The following is a 15,896-nucleotide window of genomic DNA, read 5'->3' on the forward strand; positions in this document are numbered from 1 at the left end:
CCTAGGCCGCCGCCAGCGCTGCCTGGCGGCGGACCCGCAGCAGCAGGCTGCCCACGACCATCAGGTTCAGGACACCGACCGCGGCGGCGTTGGCGAAACTCACCGTGTAGCCGCCCGTGAGGTCGAAGAAGAGCCCGCCCTGGTAGCCGCCCAGCGCATGGCCCAGCCAGCCGAAGGCGAGGATGATGCCCATGTGCATGGCGCGCCGGTCGGCCGGGACCAGGGCGCGCGCCGTCACCAGCACCCCGGTCATCACGCCGGCATACCCGAAGCCGTAGATGGGCGCGAAGAGGTAGAACATCGGCAGGTCTCGGATCAGCGTGAAGGCGAAGACGCCGACCGTCTGCCACAACGAGGCCGCGAGATAGGCGCCGACGGGGCCGATCACATCGGCCAGCTTGCCGAAGGCGACGCGTCCCGCGATGGCCGCGATCAGCATGGCGAAGAGCACGCCGCCAGCCTCGGGGGCGGGAATGCAATAGCCCTGGATCAGCGGCACGAGGTGGATCAGCGGCACCGCCATGCAGGTGCAGCACAGCATCACCGCCAGGCTCAGCGTGAACAGCGTGCGATGGGGCGTGAGGCCCGTGGGCGTCTGGCGCGCCGCCGTCGCCCGGCCCGCCATGGGGCGGACCGGCGGCGGCTCGCGCATCGCGAGTGCCAGCGGCACCAGCGCGGTAAGCGATACGCCGCCCAGCGCCAGCAGCGCGCCGCGCCAGCCCAGGGCCTCGATCAGATAGGCCGCGACGAAGGGCACGCCGCCCTGCCCGATTGCCTGGCCAGCCGAGGCGATTCCGATGGCAAGCCCCGCACCAGCCGGAAACCAGCCGCCGACGGCGGCGATGACCGGGCCGAAGAGGGCTCCCGCGCCCAGCGCTCCGGCCAGGAAGAAGAGAAGGTAGAACTGCCACAATTGATCGGCGAAAGCCGCGCCGCCCACGCCGAGACCCACGGCCATCGCCGCGACCAGGCAGACCAGCCGGATGCCCGCGCGGTCCGCCACTCGTCCCATGACGATGCCGCCGAGGGCGACGCCGATCAGCCCCACCGTGTTGATCAGCGCGATGGACCCGCGCGACCAGCCGAACTCCTGCTCCAGCGGAATGAAGAAGACCGAGAGGCCGTTGACGAGCTGCCCCATCACGATGGCGAGCATCGCCGCGGCCGAAGCCACGACGATCCATCGGTAGGTGTCACTGGGCCGCGTCACGGGCGATCTCCAAACGTCGCGCACATCGCGACATGCCATAGATCACGCCTGGACGGGGCGGGAGAGGTGTCGCGTCCGTCGCGCGGTCAGGCGTAGGGAAAGCCGCCCATCCACAACACATCCTCGACGCGGCGCGCACCGCTGGCCAGCATCGCCAGCCGGTCGAAGCCCAGGGCGATTCCGGAGCCCGGGGGCATGCCATGCGCCAGGGCCGCCAGGAAATCCTCGTCCACGGGCCAGGAATCGGCCGTGCCGTAGAGACGCTCCCGCTCGGCCACGTCATGGGCGAAGCGGGCCGCCTGTTCCGGCGCGTCGGTGAGCTCGTCGAAGGCGTTGGCCAGCTCGATCCCGCCCACGAACATCTCGAACCGCAGCGCCACGCGCGGGTCGGACGGGTCGCGGCGGGCGAGCGCCGCCTGCGGCGTGGGCCAGTGGGTGAGGAAGCTGCCCCGCTCGCGGCCCAGCCTGGGCTCCACGTGCTCGAGCAGGAGGCGGAAGAAGGCCTCCTCCCAGCTTTCGTCCCCACGCGCGCCCAAGGCCGCCGCGTCGCCCGAACCGTCCGGGCGGATGCTGGCCAGCAGGTCGATGCCGACCCAGCGGTCGAACGCTTCCGCACAGGTGATGCGCTCGAAGGGCAGCGCGAGGTCGGTGGTCACCTCCTCATGGGCAACGAGGCGGGGACAGAGCTGGCGGACCAGCGCCTCCGCCTCGTCCATCAACCCCTCCAGCGGGAGGCCGGGGCGGTACCACTCCAGCATGGTGAATTCGGGCGCGTGGCGGCTGCCGATCTCGCCGTTGCGCCAGACGCGCGCCAGCTCGAAGACCGGGCCCGCGCCGCCCACCAGCAGGCGCTTCAGCGCCAGCTCCGGCGAGGTGCGGAGCCAGAGCTTCCGCCGCTCGCCCTGGCCCAGATGGGGCTGATACTCGCTGGAGAAGCCGCGCAAATGCACTTCCATGCCCGGCGCGGGAACCAGGCAGGGGGTTTCGACCTCCTGGTAGCCGCGCGCCGCGAACCAGGCACGGGTGGCGGCCGTCAGGCGCGAGCGGGCCGTCAGAAAGGGGAGCCTCGCCGCGAGGCGTTCTGGGTGCCATGTGGGGTTCGCCATTGCACCCGCCGACTTAACAGGGCACAGGCTGCCCCGCCATGCATCGCTCCCTCCGATCCGCCGAGGATCTGGTCGAGGCCGGCCTCGTCACGGCCGATGCCGCCCCCGCGCTGACCCAGGTCTCGGAACGCTATTCCATCTCGGTCACGCCCCTGGTGGCGCGGCTGATCGGCGAACATGGCGCGCCCCTGGCCCGGCAATACATCCCCTCGGCCGAGGAGTTGGTCACCGCGCCGCATGAGCTGGACGACCCCACGGCGGATGCGCCCTTCACGCCCATCAAGGGCGTGGTCCACCGCTACCCGGACCGCGCGCTGCTGAAGCCCCTGCTGGCCTGCCCGGTCTACTGCCGCTTCTGCTTCCGTCGCGAGGCGGTAGGCCCCGGCGGCGGGCTGCTGGGCGAGGCGGAGCTGGAGGCGGCGCTCGACTGGTTCGCCCGCACCCCGCAGGTGCGCGAGGCGATCCTGACCGGCGGCGACCCGCTCATGCTCTCGCCACGGCGGCTGCGGCATATCCTGACCCGGCTGGCGGCCATTCCCCATATCGAGACGCTGCGAATCCACAGCCGCGTGCCCGTGGCCGATCCGGACCGGGTCGACGCCGCGATGCTGGACGCGCTGACTCTGGAGAAGCCCCTCTATCTCTGCGTCCACGCCAATCACGCCGCCGAGTTCGCGCCCGAAAGCCATGCCGCCCTGCGCGCGCTGCACGGCGCCGGCGCGGTGCTTCTCGGCCAGTCGGTGCTTCTGCGTGGGGTGAACGACAGCGGCGCCGCCCTGGAAGACCTGTTCCGCGCCATGCTGCGGAACCGCATCAAGCCCTACTACCTGCACCAGCTCGATGCCGCGCCGGGCACGGCGCGATTCCATGTTCCGGTCGAGGAGGGGCTGGCCCTCCTCCGCGGCCTGCGCGGCCGCGTGACGGGCCTTGCCTGGCCGACTTACGTCCAGGAACGGCCCGCCGGGGGAGGAAAATTTCCTCTCGGCATGGAAGCCATGCATCCAGGGACTGGACAAGCGCCACAGGGTGAGTAGAAAGCGCGCCACGGCGGGCGCTTAGCTCAGTTGGTAGAGCAGCTGACTCTTAATCAGCGGGTCGTAGGTTCGAGCCCTACAGCGCCCACCATTCCCGCCCCATTCCCCATCAGCCGAAATGCTCGTCGATATCGAGCCAGCCCATGATGACTTTCGTGGGGGATTTCGGATCAATCGGGTTCACGAGCCGCCAGGGCTTCCGCTTCATGGAATCGAAACCGGAGAGCGGCCCGCCCTGGCCCGCCTCCACGGTTTCCCACATCAAGGGGTCGCCATCGCCCCATTGCGTGATCACGCCCACATGATGGTGGCGCCACTGGCGGGACTTCACCTCCGTTCCGATCTGGAAGACGTCGCCGGGGCGCGGGTGCAGGCCGTTGGCGCGCTCGCGGAACCAGTGCCAGCCCACCGGCACGGTCTGAGCCTCCCGCCCCCACTTGTCGTTGCCGGCCAGGCTGAAGGAGGTGGCGCCGCCCTTGCGCTTGCCGAAGCCTGCCGCCTCGATCTTGCTGAAGACGGTGCCCACCAGCCCCTCGCAGGAGGTGGTGACAGCACCGCCGCCCACCCGCGTCCAGGAACCCTTCTCGTCCTTCGTGAAGCCCTCCGCCCGCCACGCGTTTTCCAGGCTCGACTGCGTGTGTCCCGTCCACTCGCGGAACTTGCCGCTGGTGGCGGGGCTGTTCGAGGCCAGCGTCATCTGGGCGTTGGGCAAGGCCATCGCCAGCGCGTAGCAGATGAACTTCCGGCGCTCCGACATGTAGGGATTGACGAAATCGGAAGCCACGAGGTCCGGCATGACATCTCCTCCTGAGAGATCGCGCGAAGCCTAGGTCGGCCATTTCAATCCCGCATCATTCGTTGGTTCTCGTCTGTCGCGCGGCGCTTCACGACCCCGGCAGCATGTGCAGAATGCGCGCCCCACCTCCCTGCAAGACCGGACTCGCATGCCTGTTCGCCCTCGGAAGCGGCCCAGCCTCAGCGGGAGCACATCCCTTTTCGTCCTCGTCGCCTGCCTGGCCGTCCTCGCGCTGGAAGCCCGCGAAGCCTGGGTGGACCGGCGGGTCACCCTGGACGCGGTCGCGCGCGGGGCCAGCAACCTGGCCTCGGCGCTGAACGGCCGGGCGAGGGATCTGATCGATCTGGGCGACGCCATGCTCATTTCCATCGCCGAGCGCGTGTCGGTGGCGGGAGTCGGGGACGAACAGCGCGCGAGCATGGACCGGCTCCTGACAGAAGCCGGCAGCCCCCTCCCCGAGGACACGGTCCTGGCCGTCTTCGCCCCTGACGGATCGTTGTTCGCGAGCTCGCTCCCGAGGGTGCCCCTGGGCTTCGATGCTGCCGAGGCCGAGTTCTTCAAGCTTCACCGTGACCGTCCGGATCTGGGCCTACACATCGGGACGCCGCTGCTCACGGTCTTGGCGCCGAGGAAGCTCCTGACGCTTTCCCGCCGCGTGACGCTGGCGGATGGAAGCTTCGGCGGCGTGGTGGTCATCGGCGCCGCGACGACCGGGCTCGTCGAGGAGTCCGACAATATGGATGTCGGGCAACGGGGTCTCATCGCAGCCCTTCGATCCGACGGCACGGTGCTGACAACCTATCCCTATGTCGCAGAGGCGATCGGCGGCGGCGTTGGCCATGCCGGCATCTTCGGTCCGGATGCGCAGGCGGCTTCCGCGGGAACCTTCATCGGCTCCGGCATCATCGACGGCGAGGTACGCAGCTATTCCTACAAGCGGGCCGAGCGCTACCCGCTGATCTTCCTGGTCGGCATCGACGAGCAGGACGCGCTGGCCGGCTGGCGATCCAATGCCATCCAGCGCGGGATCGCGGCACTCGGGCTCGCCCTTTTCATCGGGCTGCTCGGAAGTCGCCTCTTCCACCTGCTTAAACGCCGCGAGGCCGATGCCCACGCGCTGGAGGAAAGCGAGCAGCTGTTCCGGCTCCTCGCCGAACGCTCCGGCGACATGGTGCTCCGCATCGCGCCCGACAGGCGGCTGGTCTATGTCTCACCCGCTTCCATCGACCTGCTCGGCCTGACGCCGGCCGAGCTGCTGGGCCGATCGGTCCTCGACGAGGTGGCGCCCGAGGACCGCGCCGTGGTCGAGAAGGCGGCGGACACGCTGCATGCCGAAGGCAGTGCGACGGTCGCCTTCCGCCTGTCGCATCGCCAGGGGCGGCAGGTCTGGGTCGAAGCCTCCGTGCGGCCCCTCCTCAATCCTTCCACGCGCGAGCCGGATGGCGCCATCGCCATCGCGCGCGACATCACGGCGCGCAAGGCCGCGGAACAGGCGCTGCAAACGCTCGCGACGACGGACGCTCTCACCGGGCTGGCCAACCGCCGCAGCTTCGACGCCGCGCTGGCCGAGGAATGGGAGCGGCATCATGCCGCGGGAACGCCCCTGTCGCTGCTGCTGATCGACCTCGATCGCTTCAAGCTTTTCAACGACACCTATGGGCATCAGGCCGGGGACGACTGCCTGCGCGCCGTGTCGGGCGCCCTCGCCGGCGCCGCGCATCGCACGGGCGATGTCGCCGCGCGCTATGGCGGCGAGGAGCTCGTCGCGATCCTGCCCAACACGTCGGAGGAAGGTGCGATCGCCGTCGCGCAGGCCATGCACGACAACGTGCTGCGCCTCGCGATCACGCATCGGGAAAATCCGCCGGCCGGCCGGGTGTCGGTCAGCATCGGCATCGCCACCGCGCGAGACGGGGACGATGAGAATCCCGCCGGGCTGATCGAGCGCGCGGACAAGGCCCTCTACCAGGCGAAGGCCCGGGGCCGTAATCGCAGCTGGGTGGCCGATGCCCCACGAAAGACGGTGCCTTCCCCGTAACCATTCGTTGCCCTTCGCAGCAACCGTTGCCCTGACCGCCGGATTAAGATGCGGCAGCCGGATGTACCGGCGATGGAGCCAATGCCATGTCGAAGAAGTTGCTGCTCGCCGCCCTGCTCGGTGCGGGTGTCCTCGCCGGTGGCGGCGCGATGGCCCAGCCCGCGCCCCCGCCGCAGCCGCCCCAGGCGCAGCCCCCGGCCCCGCCTCCCCCGCCCGGCATGGGGCCGCAGGCGCGTGGCCCGATGCCGCCGGGGATGGAAGGAATGCGCGGCTGGCACCGCGGGCCGCCCTCGCGCGCCGCATCGCTGCATATCGAGCGCGGCGAGACCACGCTCCGCCTGCGCTGCGCCGAGGGCGAATCCACCCGCGCCTGCGTGGATGCCGCGCTGGTGCTGATGGAGAAGGTCGGCTCGCTTCCGGCGGACTGAGCTTCAGAACCCCGCGCCGGGCTGGGCCAGATAGGCCAGCTCGGCCGGGGTGCTTTCGCGCCGCAGCGCCGCGTTGCGATGCGGAAAGCGGCCGAAGCGGCGGATGATGTGCCAATGCCGCCAGGCATAGTCGATCGTCCCGCCCGGGACGGCTTCCTCGGCGATATCCCGCATGCCCTCGTAGAGCGTCACGGAGAGGTTCTGCATCTCCATGCTCTCGGCATGCTCGAAGGGCAGATAGAGGAAGCCGCGCTGCGTCGGCGTCAGCCGCTGATCCAGCCGCTCCTTCAGCACCAGCTGGCGCACGAGGGCCTGGGCATGCGCGTCGCTCGCGAAGGCCTCGGCGGTGCCGCGGAAGAGGTTCCGCGGGAACTGGTCGAGCATCAGGATGAGCGCGAGCGCGCCCTCGCGCGTCTGGCTCAGCGCATCCAGCGCGCCTTCGCGCGCGGGAACGACGAGATGCCCGAAGCGCGCGCGGATCTCGGCGTCGAAAGCGTCGTCCCGCTGGAACCAGGCCTGGCGGAAGGTGTCGGGCCCGTCGGCAAACCAGAAATCCAGAATCTCCTGCACCGAGCCGCTCACAGCGCGCGGTCCAGCACGCGGATGGAATGCAGCGCCTCGCGCCCTGCAAGGTCCTGGATCTGGTGGCGGCAGGAAGTGCCGTCCGCCACGATCACATCCTGGGCCGCCGCCGCGCGCACGGCGGGCAAGAGGGACATTTCCGCCATCGCGACCGAGGTCTCGTAGTTCTTCGCCTCGTAGCCGAAGGCGCCGGCCATGCCGCAGCAGCTCGACTGGATCGGCTTCACCTCCATGCCCGGCACGCGCTTCAGCGCCTTCACCGAGGCGGGGAAGGCCCCGAAGGCCTTCTGGTGGCAATGCCCATGGATATGCGCCACGCCCGCGACGGGCTTCAGCATCGGCAGCGTGCCTTGCGCTTCCAGGAACTCGGTGACGAGGAAGGCCCGCCTGGAAAGCGCCTCGCTGGCCTCGCCCGGCAGCAGCGACAGGAACTCGTCGCGCAGCGTCATGAGGGCCGAAGGCTCCAGGCCAATGACCGGCGAGCTCCAGGCGGAGAGCGCCGCGAGGGTGCGCCGCGCCTCGTCCCGGGCCTGCTCGACCAGCCCGGCGGCGAGAAGCGTGCGGCCTTCATCCAGCGGACGCTTTCCCTGCCCGGGCCGCGCCACGGCCGGGTCGTAGCCCGAGGCGCGCAGCACGCGGATGGCGGCGCGCAGGTTCTCCGGCTCGAAATAGCGGTTGAAGGCGTCCGGCAGCAGGATGACCTCGCCCTCACGGCCATCGGGCGCGCGCAGCTCCTCGTCGCGGAAGGCGTCGCCGGCGAAGCGCGGCAGCGGGCGCTGCGCGGCTAAGCCCAGCGTCTTCTCCGACAGCGCGGCCAGTCCAGGCACGGAGCCTCGCGCATTGGCCAGCGCCGGCATCATGGCAGCGAAGGGAGCCCAGCGCGGCAGCGTCGCGATCAGGCGCTCGCGCCAGCTCAGGCCATGCGCCTTCACGCGCGCCGCCAGCACCTCGATCTTCATCTTGGCCATGTCCACGCCGGTCGGGCATTCGCGCTTGCACCCCTTGCAGGAGACGCAGAGCGCCATCGCCTCGGCGACCTGATCGCTGGCCAAGGCGTCCGGCCCAAGCTGGCCGGTGAGCGCCAGGCGCAGCGTGTTCGCGCGGCCGCGCGTGAGATGCTGCTCGTCGCGCGTTACCCGATAGCTCGGGCACATCACATTCGCGTCGAACTTCCGGCAGGTGCCGTTGTTGTTGCACATCTCGACGGCGCCGAGGAAACCGCCCTGCGGGCCGGGCCATGCGCTCCAGTCGAGCACGGGCTTCACGCTCGCGTCGGCGCGATACTCCGGCGCGTAGCGGAAGAGCGTGCGGTCATCCATCTTGGGCGGGCGCACGACGCGGCCGGGATTGAGCAGGCCGGCAGGGTCGAACTCGTCCTTCACGGCCTCGAAGGCGCGGGCGATCCTCGACCCGAACATCGGCTCGTTGAACTCGGAGCGGACGATGCCGTCGCCATGCTCGCCGGAATGCGAGCCCTTGTACTCGCGTACCAGCGCGAAGCATTCCTCGGCGATCTCGCGCATCTTCCGCACGTCCTCGCCGTCCTTCATGTTGAGGACGGGGCGGACGTGAAGGCAGCCGACGCTGGCATGCGCGTACCAGGTTCCCTTGGTGCCGTGCTTCGCGAAGACGTCGTTCAGACGCTCCGTGTAGTCGGCAAGGTCATCCAGCCCGACGGCGCAGTCCTCGATGAAGGAGACCGGCTTTCCGTCGCCCTTCATGCTCATCATGATGTTGAGCCCGGCCTCGCGCACCTCGGCGATGGCGGCCTGGAAGCCGGCATCGACCGCGCGCACCACCTGCCCCGGCAGGCCCAGGTCGCCCATCATCTCCTCGAGCCGGTCGAGCGCCTGCAGCAGCGGCGCTTCCTCATGCCCGTGGAACTCCACGATCAGCAGGCTGTCCGGCTCGCCGATCACCATCTGGTCGATGGTCGCGCGATAGATCGGGATGGACCGGCCGAGGTCGATCATCGTGCGATCCACCAGCTCCACCGCCTCGGGATCGAGCGTGACGAGGTGGCGTGACGCTTCCATGGCGCGACGGAAGGTGGGGAACTGGCAGATGCCCACGACCTTGCGCGGCTTGATGGGCCAGAGCTTCAGGTCCAGCGCGGCCGAGAAGGCCAGCGTGCCCTCGGAGCCGACCAGCAGGCGCGAGAGATTCGCGCGGCCGTTCGCGCGCGCATCGGGCGTCAGCGCATCGAGATTGTAGCCGCCCACGCGGCGCAGCTGGTGCGGGAACTTCTCCGCGATCTCGGCCGCCTCGCGCTCGCCCAGCGCGTGCAGCCGCGCGACGAGGTCCGTGTTGGGCGCGCGCTCGCCGAAGACATGGCGCGAGCCGTCCGCCAGGATGGCGTCGATGGCGCGGACATTGTCGGCCATCAGCCCGTAGCGAATGGACTTGCCGCCACAGGAATTGTTCCCCGCCATGCCGCCGATGGTGCAGCGCTGCCAGGTGCTGGGATCGACGGGGAAGAACTGCTTCGTGCCCTTGATCGCCTCGTTCAGCGCGCCGAGCGTGATTCCCGGCTCCACGCGCGCCGTGTCGCCCTCGACGCTCAGCACGCGGCGCAGATGCTTGGAGCAGTCCAGAACCAGCGCCCGGTTCACCGTCTGTCCGCACTGGCTGGTGCCGCCGCCGCGCGGCAGCAGGGGGATGCCCTCCTCGCGGCAGATGGCCATGGCGGCCTCGACGTCCGCGGCGGTCTTGGGCACCAGGACGCCCACGGGCTCGATCTGGTAGATGCTGGCATCGGTCGAATAGCGGCCGCGATCGGCCGGCGCGAAGAGGACCTCGCCCTCCGTCTCGCGGCGCAGGCGGCCGGCCAGGCGGGAGTCGCCGATTTGGTTCTTGGACACTGTGATGGCGTTCATAGGCCTATCTAATCCGGAGACGCACCGGCCGTCAGATGGATAATCCTCATGGCCCGCACGAGCCGAACTCATTGGCAGGGCAGGCCGGATCGGGGCATAGACCGGGCCAGAAGAGGAGCACGCACCATGGCCTATTTCACGACCAAGACGACGCCCGGCCGCCATTTCCTGCAGATTCCGGGCCCGTCCAACGTGCCGGACCGGGTGCTGCGCGCCCTCGACAACCCGACCATGGACCATCGCGGTCCGGATTTCGGCAAGCTCGGCCTGCAGGTGCTGGAGAAGGTGAAAGCCATCTTCCAGACCAAGAGCCACGTGGTGATCTACCCGGCCTCGGGCACCGGCGCCTGGGAAGCGGCCCTGGTCAACACCCTCTCGCCCGGCGACCGCGTGCTGATGTGCGAGACGGGCTGGTTCGCGAGCCTCTGGCGCGAGATGGCCGAGCGCCTGAACATTCGCCCGGAATTCCTCAAGGGCGACTGGCGCCGCGGCGCCGATGCCTCCGAGATCGAGGCCTATCTGAAGGCCGACAAGGGCCATGAGATCAAGGCCGTCTGCGTCGTGCACAACGAGACGAGCACGGGCTGCACCAGCCGCATCGCCGAGGTCCGCAAGGCCATCGACAATGCCGGCCACCCCGCCCTGCTGCTGGTGGACACGATCAGCAGCCTCGCCTCCATGGAGTACAAGCACGACGAGTGGGGCGTGGACGTTACCGTCGCCGGCTCCCAGAAGGGGCTGATGCTGCCGCCGGGCCTGTCCTTCAACGCCATCGGGCCGAAGGCCCTGAAGGCGAGCGAGACGGCGAAGCTGACCCGCAGCTTCTGGGACTGGAAGCCGATGATCGCCTCCAACGCGACCGGCTACTTCCCCTACACGCCGGCCACCAACATGCTCTACGCGCTCGACACCGCGCTCGACATGCTCTTCGAGGAGGGGTTGGAGAACGTCTTCGCCCGCCACGACCGCATGGCCGAGGCGACGCGCCGGGCCGTCCGCGCCTGGGGCCTTGAGATCCAGTGCGACGAGCCGCGCCACTACTCCTCGGTGCTGACGGCGGTGCGCGTGCCGGAAGGCCACAGCGCCAACGGCCTGCGCGCGACCATCCTCGAGAAGTTCAACATGTCGCTGGGCAATGGCCTGGGCCAGCTCAACGACCGGGTCTTCCGCATCGGCCACCTGGGCGATGTGGGCGAGTTGCACCTAGTCGGCACGCTCTCGGGCGTGGAGATGGGGCTGCGCGCGGCCGGCATCCCGCACAAGCCCGACGGCGTGAAGGCGGCGATGGACTACATCGCCGGCAATGCCTGACTTAGCCCCGCGAAGGCGCCGAAAGGCGCCTTTGCAGCCCGGAGAAGCTCGGGCAATCTGAGGGCAATGGGCGTCCGGCGCGCAGCGCCCGGCGCGGTGCCGCATGGGGAGAAAAACCATTCCGAAGTTCGCCGCGAACATCTCCATGATGTTCAACGAGGTCCCCTTCCTCGACCGCTTCGCCGCGGCCCGCGCGGCCGGCTTCGAGGCGGTGGAATTCCTCTTCCCGTACGAGCACCCGGCCGAGGAGATCGCGAAGCGGCTGGAGGGCAACGACCTGCAGAACGTGCTCTTCAACGCGCCCCCGGGCGACTGGACCCAGGGCGAGCGCGGAATGGCCTCCCTGCCCGACCGCCGCGCCGAGTTCCGCGAGAGCATCAAGCGCGCGCTCGAATACAGCGCCGCCCTGAAATGCCCGCGCCTGCACGTGATGGCCGGCCTCATCCCCGAGGGCGTGCCCCGCGACACGCTGCTCTCCACCTACGCCGCCAATCTCGACTACGCGGCCGAGGAATGCGCCAAGGCCGGCGTGAAGCCGGTGATCGAGCCGATCAACCATCGCGACATCCCCGGCTTCTTCCTCAACACCACGACGGAGGCCAAGCGCATCATCGATGCGATCGGGCCCGAGCGTCTCGGCCTGCAGTTCGACCTCTACCACTGCCAGATCACCGAGGGCGATGTGACCCGCAAGGCGCAGGAGCTGCTGCCCTACATCGCCCACATGCAGGTCGCCGACACGCCCGGCCGCAACGAGCCTGGCACGGGCGAGGTGAACTGGCCCTTCGTCTTCGACGCCATCGACGCGAGCGGCTATCGCGGCTGGATCGGCTGCGAGTATCGCCCGAAGGGCGAGACCGTCGCCGGCCTCGGCTGGTTCGCACCCTATCGGGCGGCATAGCCGCCAGCCCGCCGGTTCGGACCTTCGCGCCTCCGGCGCTGCGGCATCGGCCGGCGACCATGCTTAGTCACAAGGAAGCACCGAACATGAAGATCGGATTCATCGGCCTCGGCATCATGGGCCTGCCCATGGCGCAGAACCTCGCCAAGGGCGGCCACGAGATCATCGTCCCCGAGCGCGCCTCCCTCTCGGCCGAGAGCCGCGCCGCCTTCCAGGTGGCGGCGGACGCGACCGCCGTGGCCCAGGCGGCCGAGGTCATCATCCTGATGGTGCCCGACACCCCCGATGTGGAGCGCGTGCTCTTCGGCGCCGGCGGCGTGGCGGCGGGCCTCTCCAAGGGCAAGCTCGTCATCGACATGAGCTCGATCAGCCCGACGGCGACGAAGGACTACGCCGCCAAGGTGAATGCGCTGGGCTGCGACTACATCGACGCGCCGGTCTCGGGCGGCGAGGTGGGCGCCAAGAACGCCGCGCTCACCATCATGGTGGGTGCCTCGCAGGCCGCCTTTGATCGCGCGCTGCCGCTGTTCCAGCTGATGGGCAAGAACATCACCCTGGTGGGCGAGAACGGTGCGGGACAGGTCACCAAGGTCGCGAACCAGATCATCGTCGCGCTGAACATCGAGGCCGCGGCCGAGGCGCTGGTCTTCGCCAGCAAGGCGGGCGCGGATCCGGCCAAGGTGCGCCAGGCGCTGATGGGCGGCTTCGCGAACTCCCGCATTCTGGAAGTGCATGCGGAGCGGATGATCAACCGGACCTTCAACCCGGGCTTCCGCATCGAGCTGCACCAGAAGGACCTGAACCTGGCGCTGCAATCCGCCAAGGAACTCGGCGTGGCCCTGCCGAACACCGCCTCCGCGCAGCAGCTCTTCTCCGCCTGCGCGGCGATGGGCGGCAAGGGCTGGGACCATTCCGGCCTGGTGCAGGCCCTGGAGAAGCTGGCCGACCACAAGCTCGGCTGAAGACATGGGAGGGGGGCTTCCGCCCCCCTTCGGCTAGCTCGGCTCCAGGCCGATCTCGCGCGCGAGCTGCGTCAGGCTCATGATCTGCGATTGCAGGAAGTCCCGCCACTGCTCGGGCGACATGGCACGCGGCGCGTAGCCGAGGCGGCCCAGCTTCTCGCGCGTCTCGGGCTGGGCGAGCACCTTGCCCAGCGCCTCGTTGAAGCGCGCCACGACCGGCGCCGGCGTGCCCTGCGGGGCGGCGAGGCCGAACCACACGATCAGCTCGTAGCCCGGAACCGAAGCCGAGATCGGCGGAATCTCGGGCGCCAGCGGGAAGGCGTTGGGCGAGGTGACGCCGAGCGCGCGCACCCTGCCCTCGCGCACCTGCGCCAGCCCGGCCGCGAAATCCGTGAGCGTGCTGTCGATGCGGCCCGCCAGCACCTCCGTCAGCGCCTCCGGCCCGCCGCGCGAGGGCACGCCCAGCATGCGCGTGCCCGTCAGCTTGCACAGGAGCTGGCTGCCGATCAGCGCCGAGAAGTTGCCATGGCTGAAGGTCAGCTCGCCTGGCCGCCGCTTCGCCATTTCGACGAGGTCCGCCACGCTGCGCGCGGGCGAGTTGGCGGGCACCACCAGCAGGTAGGGCGCCTCGGCCAGAAAGCCGGTATGCGCGAAATCGCGGATCGGGTCATAGGGCAGGTTGCGCACGAGGTAGGTGTTCAGCGCGCCATTCGTCACGCTCAGGATGGCCTGCGTGTAGCCATCCGGCGCCGCCGTCTTGACCGCCATGGTGCCGACCACGCCATTGCCGCCGGGCCGGTTGTCGATGATCACCGTCTGCCCCAGCTCGCGCGAGAGCGGCTCGATCAGGTTGCGCATCAGGCTGTCCGTCACGCTGCCGGCGGGGAAGCCTATGACGATGCGGACCGGACGGTCGGGCCAGGATTGCGCGCCGGCCGAAAGCGGCGCGAGCAGCGCCGGCGCGGCCAGCGCCTGGCGACGGGACAGCTTCATGGTGGTTCCTCGTTCTTTTCCTGGACGTGAAGTTCGGACGATAGCGCTTCAGACGGTGACAGGGCGGCTCTTCAGGAAGCGGTGGATTTCCGTGTTGTCCGCCTTGGGGCCAAGCTCGGCCATCGCCTCGGTCCAGGTCTCGCGGCAGAGCTGCAGCAGTTCCGCCGGCACGCCCGTATCGCGCGAGATGCTGCCGGCCGTCTCCAGATCCTTGCGCATCAGGCCGAGCTGGAAGCCGCCCGCATAGCGCGCGGTGATGATCTCCTGCGCCAGCTTCGTCTCGGAGGCGATGTTGCGGCCGGAGCTCGCGTTCAGCACCTCGGTCAGGATGCCCAGGTCGAGGCCCTGCGCCTCTGCCATTTGCGCGGCTTCCGCGACGGCCAGCAGCCCCGCGGCATAGACGTAGTTGTTCAGAGCCTTCATCGCATGCGCGCTGCCCACCGCGCCGGTGCGGATCAGCTTCTCGCCCATCGCGCGCAGCACGGGCTCGGCGCGCGCGAAATCCGCATCCTCGCCGCCGACCATGATGGAGAGCGTGCCCGCCCGGGCCTTGGGAACGGAGCCCGAGACCGGCGCGTCCAGCAGGCCGCAGCCCTTGGCCTTCAGCGCGGCCGCCCAGCGCCGCGTCTCGCCCGGATCGCTGCTGCCCATGTCGATGACGAGGGAGCCGGAGTGCAGCGCGGGAACCAGCTTCTCCATCACGGCCGCGACGATCCTGCTGTCCGGCAGCATGAGCACGACGAGCTTGGTCGCGGCTGCCAGGGCAGCAGCGTCGGAGACAGGCGTGGCTCCCTCGACGGTCACACCCGCGGCATCTAAACTTGTGACGGACACGCCCTTGGCCACGAGATTCATGGCCATCGGCTTGCCCATCATGCCAAGCCCGATGAAGCCTACCTGCTCCATTGGACAACCTCCCTATTTGCTGGGCGCATGTTCCGATGGGCGCCTGGAATTGTCTAGGACACCGACATGCGGGAACTTCCCTTCGCCGTCGCCGACACCACGCTCCGCGTCGCCATCCAGAACCTTGTCATCGCCGGCTGGACCGGGCGCGACGCGCACAAGGTGCAGGAGCATATCGAGGAGCTCGCGGCGCTCGGCGTGGCGCCGCCCGCCACCACCCCCTGCTTCTACCGCGCCGGCATCGAGACGCTGACGCAGTCGGCCAACATCGACGTGCTGGGCGGCGACAGCAGCGGCGAAGGCGAGTGGTTCATCCTGGAAGCGCATGAGGGCCGCTTCATCGGCTGCGGCTCCGACCACACGGACCGCAAGGTCGAGGCCTATTCCATCACCGTGTCGAAGCAGATGTGCCCGAAGCCCATCGGCACGCAGCTCTGGCCCTGGGCCGAGGTGGCGGACCATTGGGACCAGCTCGCCATCCGCACGGAGATCTTCGAGGGCGGCGCCTGGGTTCCCTACCAGGACGGCTCGGTGGCCGCGATGCGCCATCCGGAGGAGCTGCTGCAGAAGGCCCGGGAGCTGAACGTGCCGACCAGCGTCGGCACGTTGATGTTCGGCGGCACGCTGCCCGTGCTCGGCGGCATCCGCCCCGCCGCGCAGTTTCGCGTCGCGCTGCACGACCCGGTGCTCGGCCGGAGCCTAACGCACGGCTACACTTCGCGCACGGTGTAAGGCACGGAACCGGCCCCGGGC

At 69.5% G+C, this 15,896-nt stretch carries 14 protein-coding genes and 1 tRNA gene; 8 read left to right on the forward strand and 7 right to left on the reverse strand.

Annotation, left to right across the window (positions count from 1 at the left end):
• Position 1 precedes the first annotated feature (1 nt).
• Positions 2 to 1,210, reverse strand: coding sequence for an MFS transporter (locus WJM96_RS12430; RefSeq protein WP_424812809.1), 1,209 nt, complete (start codon positions 1,208 to 1,210; stop codon positions 2 to 4).
• Between the two features lie 86 nt (positions 1,211 to 1,296).
• Complete coding sequence (gene epmA, locus WJM96_RS12435) at positions 1,297 to 2,316, reverse strand: EF-P lysine aminoacylase EpmA (RefSeq protein WP_424812810.1); 1,020 nt, start codon at positions 2,314 to 2,316, stop codon at positions 1,297 to 1,299.
• A gap of 38 nt (positions 2,317 to 2,354) precedes the next feature.
• Here epmA and WJM96_RS12440 point away from each other — a divergent pair, with 38 nt between their 5' ends.
• On the forward strand, positions 2,355 to 3,350 hold the full coding sequence (locus WJM96_RS12440; RefSeq protein WP_424812811.1) for a lysine-2,3-aminomutase-like protein: 996 nt from the start codon (positions 2,355 to 2,357) through the stop codon (positions 3,348 to 3,350).
• A gap of 15 nt (positions 3,351 to 3,365) precedes the next feature.
• A tRNA-Lys gene (locus tag WJM96_RS12445) sits at positions 3,366 to 3,441 on the forward strand.
• Positions 3,442 to 3,459: 18 nt separating this feature from the next.
• On the opposite strand, the gene WJM96_RS12450 is transcribed toward WJM96_RS12445, so the two are convergent.
• The gene (locus tag WJM96_RS12450) at positions 3,460 to 4,146 is read right to left on the reverse strand and encodes a hypothetical protein (protein WP_424812812.1); all 687 of its coding nucleotides are present in this window, start codon (positions 4,144 to 4,146) and stop codon (positions 3,460 to 3,462) included.
• Between the two features lie 148 nt (positions 4,147 to 4,294).
• On the opposite strand from WJM96_RS12450, the gene WJM96_RS12455 reads away from it, so the two are divergent.
• Both WJM96_RS12455 and WJM96_RS12460 read left to right on the forward strand, forming a co-directional pair.
• On the forward strand, positions 4,295 to 6,184 hold the full coding sequence (locus tag WJM96_RS12455) for a sensor domain-containing diguanylate cyclase (RefSeq protein WP_424812813.1): 1,890 nt from the start codon (positions 4,295 to 4,297) through the stop codon (positions 6,182 to 6,184).
• An 86-nt stretch (positions 6,185 to 6,270) separates the two neighbouring features.
• On the forward strand, positions 6,271 to 6,612 hold the full coding sequence (locus tag WJM96_RS12460; protein WP_424812814.1) for a hypothetical protein: 342 nt from the start codon (positions 6,271 to 6,273) through the stop codon (positions 6,610 to 6,612).
• 3 nt (positions 6,613 to 6,615) lie between these two features.
• Here WJM96_RS12460 and WJM96_RS12465 read toward each other — a convergent pair whose 3' ends face one another.
• Both WJM96_RS12465 and WJM96_RS12470 read right to left on the reverse strand, forming a co-directional pair.
• Positions 6,616 to 7,194, reverse strand: coding sequence for a DUF924 family protein (locus tag WJM96_RS12465; RefSeq protein ID WP_424812815.1), 579 nt, complete (start codon positions 7,192 to 7,194; stop codon positions 6,616 to 6,618).
• On the reverse strand, positions 7,191 to 10,055 hold the full coding sequence (locus WJM96_RS12470) for an FAD-binding and (Fe-S)-binding domain-containing protein (RefSeq protein ID WP_424812816.1): 2,865 nt from the start codon (positions 10,053 to 10,055) through the stop codon (positions 7,191 to 7,193). The genes WJM96_RS12465 and WJM96_RS12470 overlap by 4 nt, the downstream gene beginning before the upstream one ends.
• 141 nt (positions 10,056 to 10,196) lie before the next feature.
• Here WJM96_RS12470 and WJM96_RS12475 point away from each other — a divergent pair, with 141 nt between their 5' ends.
• From WJM96_RS12475 to WJM96_RS12485, 3 genes are all read left to right on the forward strand, one after another.
• Positions 10,197 to 11,381, forward strand: a complete 1,185-nt coding sequence (locus WJM96_RS12475; protein WP_424812817.1) for a pyridoxal-phosphate-dependent aminotransferase family protein — start codon at positions 10,197 to 10,199, stop codon at positions 11,379 to 11,381.
• Positions 11,382 to 11,484: 103 nt separating this feature from the next.
• Positions 11,485 to 12,282: a 2-oxo-tetronate isomerase gene (otnI, locus tag WJM96_RS12480; RefSeq protein WP_424812818.1), complete on the forward strand. Its 798-nt coding sequence runs from the start codon at positions 11,485 to 11,487 to the stop codon at positions 12,280 to 12,282.
• An 86-nt stretch (positions 12,283 to 12,368) separates the two neighbouring features.
• Positions 12,369 to 13,244, forward strand: coding sequence for a 2-hydroxy-3-oxopropionate reductase (locus WJM96_RS12485; protein WP_424812819.1), 876 nt, complete (start codon positions 12,369 to 12,371; stop codon positions 13,242 to 13,244).
• A gap of 33 nt (positions 13,245 to 13,277) precedes the next feature.
• Here WJM96_RS12485 and WJM96_RS12490 read toward each other — a convergent pair whose 3' ends face one another.
• Together WJM96_RS12490 and WJM96_RS12495 are read right to left on the reverse strand one after the other, a co-directional pair.
• Complete coding sequence (locus tag WJM96_RS12490) at positions 13,278 to 14,237, reverse strand: Bug family tripartite tricarboxylate transporter substrate binding protein (protein ID WP_424812820.1); 960 nt, start codon at positions 14,235 to 14,237, stop codon at positions 13,278 to 13,280.
• A gap of 48 nt (positions 14,238 to 14,285) precedes the next feature.
• Positions 14,286 to 15,143 (reverse strand): NAD(P)-dependent oxidoreductase, encoded by an 858-nt coding sequence (locus WJM96_RS12495; RefSeq protein WP_424812821.1) that lies wholly within the window; start codon positions 15,141 to 15,143, stop codon positions 14,286 to 14,288.
• A 66-nt stretch (positions 15,144 to 15,209) separates the two neighbouring features.
• Here WJM96_RS12495 and WJM96_RS12500 point away from each other — a divergent pair, with 66 nt between their 5' ends.
• On the forward strand, positions 15,210 to 15,875 hold the full coding sequence (locus WJM96_RS12500) for a DUF2848 domain-containing protein (protein WP_424812822.1): 666 nt from the start codon (positions 15,210 to 15,212) through the stop codon (positions 15,873 to 15,875).
• The last annotated feature ends 21 nt before the right edge of the window (positions 15,876 to 15,896 follow it).

It is taken from the genome of Roseococcus sp. YIM B11640, from assembly GCF_049727625.1.
GTDB lineage: Bacteria > Pseudomonadota > Alphaproteobacteria > Acetobacterales > Acetobacteraceae > Roseococcus.